Raw genomic sequence first — 8,901 nt, 5'->3', positions numbered from 1 at the left:
GTAATAGGTAATAGGTAATAGGTAATAGGTAATAGGTAATAGGTAATAGGTAATAGGTAATAGGTAATAGGTAATAGGTAATAGGTAATAGGTAATAGGTAATAGGTAATAGGTAATAGGTAATAGGTAATAGGGATGCGCTGCATCTTCAGGTGCGACCCGTGGCGAATTTAATTCGCCAAGGTCAAGCGCACCTAACAGGGAATCAGCTTCAAAGAAGACTGTACCTCATAACTGTGATAAACACTATAAGTTCCTAGACGAAAACAGGTAAAACTGTTGAACTATCAGGATTTCCCCAGTAACTCTACCTGTAAAGGCTGCGGTTGTCCTGACTAGATTAGTTTTCAACTCAATTAGGGAGAAAATTTGTCCCTTTGAACCAAGTAGTAGGTGGTAAGTGCTAGGTTATACATGAGGGGATGTACCTTACCTGACGGGGGTGAACCTGAAGGCTAAACTAATGTCATACCAAGGGTTGAGACTGAAGTTCCCCCTCAAAAAGAAAAGGGTGATTGACAGGTAAGGTAACAAAAAAATGATAAGCAAAAGTGTTCTGAGCAAACTAATAAATTCGGTTTAGTTCTAATTTCGATATCAATAGTCCATCTCAATTTTCCAGAACACCCCAAACTTTGCACCCTGAACCTGACGACCCTACACCCCCTTCTCTGGCAAAATCCCTTGGAACTCAAGGGATTTTAGCCTTGTCAAAGAACTAGAGACCGAAACTTTTCTGTTTCTGCTAACGCTGGGTTAATCCCAAACCAGCGCCCTTGTTCATCTTGGTATTCATAGACAAACATACTGCGCAACAAGGTTTGATATTCTTGTTCCCCCTTGACGGACTGCTGTTGCACGACTTGAGATAGCAACTTCCACTCTTCATCTTCAACAGCCAGAGTCAAATCATCTCGGTATCCCTTAATCACACCCTCTAAACAACTCGTGGAAAAGGGCGGGTCTTCCTGTTGCAAACAGTTATAGAGCAACCCTAACAAGTTACGGACATGACCGCCACTAATGCGACACATCCGGTCAAGGGTTTCTGGGCTATCAAATACTAGTGGAATCAGGTTTAGTCGCTGTTGAGGATCAACCATTGGAAAAGCTCGGGCTAGCAATAGCTGTCGCAGCAGTGCCATACCTTCTGGATAGTCACGACCATCCCTTAACTGTATGGGCACCATGGGCAAAATTTTGGGAGCCACACCACCACCGACTCGATTTTTGAGAGTTTCGTACTCGTTGGAGAACATTAAGGACAAGGGTAGAGTGTAAACTACATGACAGTTCAAACGCCTTAACTGAGTACCACGGTCGATAAACAGATACTCTGGCTGGGAACGACCTGAAGCCATCGAGCGATTATCAACTCGGTCAAGATTATCAATAATCACCACCAAACCCTTTTTGCCAAGCAACTTCAGCTGCTGAATCGCTGATTGTAAAATTTCTTCGTTGATGGCATTCAAAATGCTTTGGGTGCGGGGTTCTAGGTGCTGTCGTAGCAGTTGGCGTTGCTGAGGACTGTCTTTACTTCTGGCTGTAATCTTGGCAATGCCTACGGAAAATTCGGCTTCTGTTGAAAACTCGATCGGAGTTTGCAAAAAGTCTTTGATTTCATTAAATAATTTACTAAAGTAAGTGGGTCTGAGCTGTATGCTTATAGCTTCTAGGCTTTCGCACACTGACCTAGCGATGCTCAGTAAAATGTCACTGACATCAACATCCACCATGTCTAGGTCTTGAGAGGACTCAAAATAAACAACATGAAATTGCTGCTTTTCCAACTCGGCTTTAAGTCTTAACAACTCAGTAGACTTACCACAGCCAATATGACCAGTAAACAATTGACAGGTCGGTTCATCTGGTGACAGACGGGTAATGGTTCGTCCTAAAGCTTCGATAATCTTTCCTCCCCTGACAGCGGAAAAATCGATATAGTATGGATGGTCTTCTGGATTACCCATATCTAAGGTTTTAGCTGGGTTACACGCTTTGAAAAATCTTGGTAGATGCAGTTCCATAAATTAACCTCCCACCGTTGTGGTGATGGTTGTGGTTTACAGAAGGCGGTTAGAAAGCCCACTCCTTCAACAGGGTGAGATAGAAAGCGTCCCCAGTAATTAGTCTTTTGTAAAAGACTAATCCCTAATCACTGACCCATCCCACGACTAAGGTACGTGGGATGAGTTAACTATAGAGGACTGATTAGGCACCAATGCCTTTTCCGATCAGGCTGATGGAACCTGTTAAGTATAAAACGTGGGAACCTAGTAGTGGTTAAATTAAAAAAAGTATTTGGTGCTCAGTCAGGAATTGCAAAGTTCAAACCTTGTCGTTCCCCAGATTTTTGGGTAGATTGGCGTGAAGCGATCGCGCCGCAGCGCAAACGCCCACACGCCAATTGTCAGGCTTACTTCAAGTCATAAATGTACTCTGTCGATTGATCGGTAGTAGATGAGCAACATCGCATCAGTCTCTGAATCACAATTGTCTAATCGACGCAAACAACTGCGACGGACACGCCGCATTAAATTTTATCAAAAGATTTGGCGTACACTTTTGGTGGGCGGTATCGCTGGAAGTTTACTCTGGGCAATAACTTTACCAGATTGGATGATTCGTCAGCCAGAACAAATCAAGATTCAAGGGAATTATTGGCTTTCTGCTGAAGCGATACGCTCCCTGCTGCCTTTATCCTATCCCCAGTCTTTACTGCAAGTACAACCCCACGTCCTTGCCGAGTTTTTGGAATCTGAAGCTCCTATTGCTTCGGCTCTAGTTAGCCGTCAACTCATACCACCAGGATTGACAATACAAATTAGAGAGCGTCAACCAGTGGCTATTGCTGAGCAGAGTAAGCCCCAAACCAGAAAAACTAAAAACTCTACCCCAACGTTGGGTTTAGTCGATGAGCAAGGGATCTGGAGCCCCAAGAGCAGTTACGAACCACTCTCGGCCAATCTGCAGTTGCCGAACTTGAAAGTGATTGGTCAAAATTCCGTTTATCGCCCTTACTGGTTCGATGTTTATCAAGCTGTGAGTCATTCGGCTGTCAAAGTTTTCGAGATCGATTGGCGAAATCCAGCCAACTTAATTCTGAAAACCGAGTTAGGAAATGTACATTTAGGTCCTTACAGTGAAAGCTTCCCCACCCAACTGAGAGTTCTAGATCAGATGCGAGAATTGCCGAAGCGCACACAAAAGAGCAAAATAGCTTACATTGACCTGCAAAACCCAGACTTACCATCGATTCAAATGATTACAGACCATGACAGTGTGCAATCGCGAGTTAAATAAGGATAACTAAGAAGGTCAGACAAGTGTAGAGGCCTACTCTGACGGCTAAACCGAGGCGATATTTCCAGCAACCTATGTTTTGTTTCAGGTCAGTTATCGGGTATAGACCCAGCCGTTGCCAGGGTCTTTGGTTTTTCAATCAACTTACTCTATAGTTAACTCAGACTGCTACATATAACTTATAAAGATAAAGATAAACACTTACCCTCACCTCTTGCAATGACGCTTAATAGTCAACTAGGGCTTGCTGCTCAAAGTTCTAAAATCATCGCAGAAGCAGATCTTTCATTAGGATCCGACAATACACATCCTTTTAGTAACTCTGTATTACAATTCGGTCAAACTTATGATTCTAATCGCATACCCAGGGAAGAAACTAGGAGTGACAATATCGTGCCAGGTAGCGTTGCAAAAATCAAGGTTATTGGTGTTGGCGGGGGTGGTGGTAACGCAGTTAACCGCATGATTGCCAGTGATGTCAGTGGAGTAGAGTTCTGGTCAATTAACACAGATGCTCAAGCACTAGCCCAATCATCAGCCCCCCAACGCTTACAAATGGGGCAGAAGTTGACCCGAGGGTTGGGAGCAGGAGGGAACCCAGCCATTGGTCAAAAAGCCGCTGAAGAATCCCGGGAGGAAATTGCCCAGGCTCTCGAAGACACTGACCTGGTTTTCATTACTGCTGGGATGGGGGGTGGTACTGGTACAGGAGCTGCCCCGATTGTAGCAGAAGTTGCTAAAGAGATGGGTGCTTTAACCGTGGGAGTGGTCACTCGTCCATTTACCTTTGAAGGACGCCGCCGTACTTCCCAAGCCGAGGAAGGAATTGCCGCTCTGGGGAGTCGAGTCGATACCCTAATTGTTATTCCCAATAATAAACTCTTGTCAGTGATTTCAGAACAGACTCCTGTTCAAGAAGCATTTAAAGTAGCTGATGATATCCTACGTCAGGGGGTACAAGGGATATCTGATATTATTACTATTCCTGGCTTGGTGAATGTGGATTTTGCCGATGTGCGAGCGGTGATGGCAGATGCTGGTTCGGCTCTGATGGGCATCGGGATGGGTTCTGGAAAATCCCGAGCCAGAGAGGCAGCAGTAGCTGCCATTTCTTCTCCTCTGCTGGAGTCTTCTATTGAAGGGGCTAGAGGGGTAGTTTTAAATATTACTGGTGGCAGTGATCTGACCCTCCATGAAGTGAATTCAGCAGCAGAAACTGTTTATGAAGTGGTTGACCCCAATGCCAATATCATCTTTGGAGCAGTAATTGATGATAAGCTCCAGGGTGAAATTAGAATTACTGTGATTGCTACGGGATTTACCGGAGAAGCCCAGTCTGCACCTAAATCCGTGGAAACTCCCCTGAATCGCCGACCGATTGCTCCTACACCGATGCCCCCTACACCCAAGGTTGAGCCTAAGAGTAGACCAGGATTAGATATTCCAGAATTCCTGCAACGGCGTCGTTTTCCTAGAGGACCAAAGGAGTAGAAAAAAACTGGCACAAACCAGATGGCATGGAAGTAAAGCAAAGCAACCTATAGCCAAGGCAAGACTGTTGTCGGTCACCTTGGTAATTGCTGATTTTACTACTAGGCGTGAAAACTTCCCTAGACATTGCTCCTGAGCCTGAACCCATGGGAAACTTTTTTCGGTTATCACTATCAATAGGCTGAATCAGCCAGACTATGGAGCAGGAGTTTTTGTTGACTATATCCCTAGCTTTGAGCCAACAAGGGCTGCCCACAGATTAAAATTTCAACTATTCTTGCCTTGGATGAAGTTTAGCTATACTTATGACTTCTAATCACCGAACCAACCCCCCTATGCCCAAATCCAGTAGCGATCGTTACCCTAGTTCAACATCGGCAAACAAATCGAATACATACTGTCCGTCAGTACCAATTTCTGTATACCGGGAACTAGCAGCTGAGTTGCAAGCAACACAGGCGATGTTGGACTCTCTCCATTCTCAAAATCAGCATTTAGTTAAACAACACCAGCAGCTGCGACAGGAAGTTAAAAAAGTTATTAATTCAGCTCTGCATCTACAGCAGGTGATCAATTCCTTAGAACCAGTGAGTCCAGCTGAAGTCCATCGACCTCAGCCAGTAAAGCAGCCGGAATCCCGTCAAGCTCCACCAATTCCATCCCAGCGCACCGCTACAACTATCCCAGGGGGTGAATTTTCCCCACCTCAGATAAAACCTCAAACCCCTCCCTCTTCCTATCGAGAAACTTTAGTGATTGAACAACAAGACAATCGCTCCCTGCGAAGTTCGCAGCCAGAGGCAGTGTCCTATGTCAATGGCTGGGTGTTGGTTATAGCCATCTTGGGAATTGTCTTGAGCGCATTTGGTGCTGGCTTTTTAGTGGTGAAACCGATACTAGATAGTAATCGTTGAACCATTGTGCTGCTTGATTAATCGATTTATGGCGGGTTCTTTGAGATTCATCAAAAAAATTGGGTCTGAAACCCCGTCCTTATAGGACGGCTTGATGTTACCATAAAGATGGTCAATGACCCACCCGAGACGATGGATTGACCAAAGGTCACGCTTCGCGAACAGACAGCCTATACGAGCAAAGTCCAGTAACCTGGCGGCGCAGCAAAATCGGTAGACCGGGAAAAGATGACAGGGCAATGGAAGGCCAACTCTCGAATCAAAAAGTACATCAAGACTTTTCGCAGAAATTCTCGATACATGAAAACCGCAGGACTTGCACCGGATAGTCTGGGTCGCGAACGTAAGACCATAAAACCCCGCTTAGGGTGGAGGCTGTTGCATTGAAGCACCAAACCAAATCGTGAGGTTTAGGAATCACCGTTCTTCTAGGACGGTGAGGATGTCAACCGCCTAATCTAATCTTTTACTAAACCTCGGCTGTATTTAACGCTATTTTCGCTTCCCCATTGCACCATTAACTGGAAAATGACGATCATTACTGCCAAGGGAAATCGGTTTTTAGCAGTTAATGGCCAGGTCTATAAGGTTTGCCAGGGTCAATTGTGCCCAGAACATTGGCTGATCACAGATCTGTTTACTCAGATCAAGTCCACAGTCATTAGTCAGTGGTGAAGGGCAACAAAAAACCTGCTCAACCTGAGTTCGATATCAGCGATCGCTCCACGAAAGAGTCAGGGATATAAGCTTTGGGCAACTAGGGTAGATTAAGGCTTTCAGCGTTACGTTGAACTCAGGTTAAAATTCATTGTTATGTTTAACTCATAACAATGAATTTTAGCAGAGTGAGTATTTAACGGGAACTAGAACTGGTAGTACACAGCAAGCGATTCTAGGTCGGTTGTGAGTCCCCTGTTCACGTGAGTTCGAGATCAGGGTACACTCCAGAAAAAATCACGCGCAGGGATACAGGCTTTCAGAGACTAGGATAGATTAAGGCTTTCAGGGTTAGGTCGAACTCAGGTTCTTCCTATGATGACTGAAGTTACCCCTCCTCGTTGATATCCCTAGCCATAGTTTTTGAGGAGGGTCTGACCAACAGACTTACATCTGTGATGGATTTAAGAAACACGAACCGGCAGCAAATGCATCAACCATAGGGGTTTGACAAAGTCTTTCTGCCAGAGTTGGGTTTGAATTGATCGGGACACAACTGGGAGGTAAGACTCATATCAATGACCAAAATGGCAAGCAGTTCTCAGAAAGAGGATTTAAAATGGACTATCAGGTTTCTATGAGTATGAGCGTGCAACTGTGATTCCCTATGACTTTCTAAAAGCGATCGCAAATGAACACGGTGTATCTAAAGCCGAGCTGGAGGTTGTGGCTTTGGCGATGGAGGGTCAATCGACAAACGCGATCGCAAACATCCTCAACATTAGTGAACATGCAGTGCGCAAAAGACTCAGCGAGGTCTACAAAAAGTTTCCTATATCGGGTACAGGGCCTGTAAAGCTAACCAAACTGCAACAGCTGCTGGTCAATCGCTATCAGACTCATCTAGAAACCCAGGATATCTCCTCTAACTGCAGAAGCTATACCCCTATCTCTACTGTCCAATCCTCAAACCCCAAGCACATGGATTGGGGTGAGGCACCAGATGTTTCTGTTTTCTATGGTCGCACTGAAGAACTACGCCAGTTAGAAACATGGATTGTTAAAGATCGTTGCCGCTTGGTGGCACTACAGGGTATGGCAGGGATTGGTAAAACCACCTTGTCAGTGAAGCTGGCTAAACAAATTCAGGATCAGTTCAAGTATGTGGTATGGCGTTCCTTACGTCAGGCACCACGGTTAGAGGATATCCTAGCAGCACTGCTCCAATCTTTATCTGGGCCCCTAGAAACTGTAGGATATGAAACAGCAGGAGGGTTAAACCCAGTCCCTAGTTCTCAAACTACCAAGGAGCTTATCTCCCAACTAATTGAGTACTGCCGCCAACACCGTTGTTTGATAGTCCTCAACGGTGCCGAATCTATTCTACAGATTGGTACACTTGCCGGCATCTACCGAGAAGGGTATGAAGGCTATGGTGAATTGATCAGACGCTGGGGAGAAGAACCCCATCAAAGCTGTTTGTTGATTACCAGTCAGGAGAAACTCAGCGAAATTTCGTTACTTGAAGGAGAGACTTCACCTGTGCGTTCCTTAAAACTTGAAGGTTTAGGGGAAGCCGCGCAATATATTTTGCAGGAAAAAGGATTGTCTGGGCAGAAAAACTGGGACTATTTAATTAAGGGGTATCGTGGGAATCCCTTGATGTTAAAACTTGTTGCCATAACCATCAAAGAAGTTTTTGATGGCAGTGTGACCGATTTTTTGGCAACTACCCTATTTACCCATGACGTTAGTGACTTTATCGAAGAAATCTTAGATCGGTTATCAGATTTGGAACATAAAATTATATATACCATGGCTAGTCACAAAGAACCTGTAATCCTAACTCAATTACAGGATGAATTACTGGAGATATCGCCTCAGGAATTACTCAGGGCTCTGGCCTCCTTGAGACAGCGATCCCTAGTGGAGAAATCTGAAGGTGGGTTCACCTTGCCTCCTGCAGTCATGGAAGTGACTAACCAATTAATTGCTGAGCGAGAATAGTCATAATATCCCAGTTTACTAAATTTTTTAAACTATTAATAGTTCAATTTTAGAACTGGGTGATATCGAGTCCAGTTAATCAATTCGTATTCAGGTAAGTAGTTAGTTTTAAATTGTTAATGGTCAAGGGTCAATTAACAATTTACAATTAACAACAAATAATGATAAGTACTGATAAGTATTAAACTAGAAATGATCTGACCATTTTTGAATTAAAGATGCCAAATTCAAAATTCAAAATGAATAGCTTTCTAATTTTGAATTGTTGACACCTAATACCAGCACCTTAATTAATTTATGGGGTATTTTTGAATTTTGAATTGATAATTTTGAATGGCAGCGAAGCGATGTTCGAGGGAGCATGTCACTTATGCAGCAACATTAGTACGCTTATCTGGGGAATGGGGAATGGGGAATGGGGAATGGGGAATGGGGAATGGGGAATGGGGAATGGGTAATAGGTAATGGGTAATAGGTAATAGGGGGAGCATGTCAGAAATGCCGAATATTTTTACCATTACTATAG

The 8,901-nt window shown here is 44.2% G+C and carries 7 protein-coding genes; 6 read left to right on the top strand and 1 reads right to left on the bottom strand.

Annotation, left to right across the window (positions count from 1 at the left end; translation table 11 throughout):
• Positions 1-710 precede the first annotated feature (710 nt).
• On the bottom strand, positions 711-2,030 hold the full coding sequence (locus F6K20_RS13170; RefSeq protein WP_008186506.1) for a P-loop NTPase fold protein: 1,320 nt from the start codon (positions 2,028-2,030) through the stop codon (positions 711-713).
• Positions 2,031-2,282: 252 nt separating this feature from the next.
• Between F6K20_RS13170 and F6K20_RS13165 the strand changes: the two genes are divergently transcribed.
• From F6K20_RS13165 to F6K20_RS13140, 6 genes are all read left to right on the top strand, one after another.
• A complete protein-coding gene (locus F6K20_RS13165; RefSeq protein WP_154659848.1) occupies positions 2,283-2,435 on the top strand; it encodes a hypothetical protein in 153 nt (50 codons plus the stop codon).
• Between the two features lie 28 nt (positions 2,436-2,463).
• Positions 2,464-3,306, top strand: a complete 843-nt coding sequence (locus tag F6K20_RS13160; protein WP_008186505.1) for a cell division protein FtsQ/DivIB — start codon at positions 2,464-2,466, stop codon at positions 3,304-3,306.
• Between the two features lie 219 nt (positions 3,307-3,525).
• Positions 3,526-4,797: a cell division protein FtsZ gene (gene ftsZ / locus F6K20_RS13155; RefSeq protein WP_008186504.1), complete on the top strand. Its 1,272-nt coding sequence runs from the start codon at positions 3,526-3,528 to the stop codon at positions 4,795-4,797.
• A 335-nt stretch (positions 4,798-5,132) separates the two neighbouring features.
• On the top strand, positions 5,133-5,711 hold the full coding sequence (locus tag F6K20_RS13150) for a hypothetical protein (RefSeq protein ID WP_044493852.1): 579 nt from the start codon (positions 5,133-5,135) through the stop codon (positions 5,709-5,711).
• 528 nt (positions 5,712-6,239) lie between these two features.
• On the top strand, positions 6,240-6,386 hold the full coding sequence (locus F6K20_RS13145) for a hypothetical protein (protein ID WP_008186502.1): 147 nt from the start codon (positions 6,240-6,242) through the stop codon (positions 6,384-6,386).
• A 639-nt stretch (positions 6,387-7,025) separates the two neighbouring features.
• Positions 7,026-8,375, top strand: a complete 1,350-nt coding sequence (locus F6K20_RS13140; RefSeq protein WP_008186501.1) for a helix-turn-helix transcriptional regulator — start codon at positions 7,026-7,028, stop codon at positions 8,373-8,375.
• Positions 8,376-8,901 lie beyond the last annotated feature (526 nt).

Origin of the sequence: Moorena sp. SIO2C4 (assembly GCF_010672485.1) — a bacterium.
Taxonomy (GTDB): Bacteria; Cyanobacteriota; Cyanobacteriia; order Cyanobacteriales; family Coleofasciculaceae; genus Moorena; species Moorena producens.
This window is presented reverse-complemented; position numbering and strand designations above follow the sequence as displayed.

Excerpts from the sequence above, each read along its gene's own strand:
- F6K20_RS13170 (WP_008186506.1), bottom strand. The coding sequence starts at position 2,030 with ATGGAACTGCATCTACCAAGATTTTTCAAAGCGTGTAACCCAGCTAAA.
- F6K20_RS13160 (WP_008186505.1), top strand. The coding sequence starts at position 2,464 with ATGAGCAACATCGCATCAGTCTCTGAATCACAATTGTCTAATCGACGC.
- ftsZ (WP_008186504.1), top strand. The coding sequence starts at position 3,526 with ATGACGCTTAATAGTCAACTAGGGCTTGCTGCTCAAAGTTCTAAAATC.
- F6K20_RS13150 (WP_044493852.1), top strand. The coding sequence starts at position 5,133 with ATGCCCAAATCCAGTAGCGATCGTTACCCTAGTTCAACATCGGCAAAC.
- F6K20_RS13145 (WP_008186502.1), top strand. The coding sequence starts at position 6,240 with ATGACGATCATTACTGCCAAGGGAAATCGGTTTTTAGCAGTTAATGGC.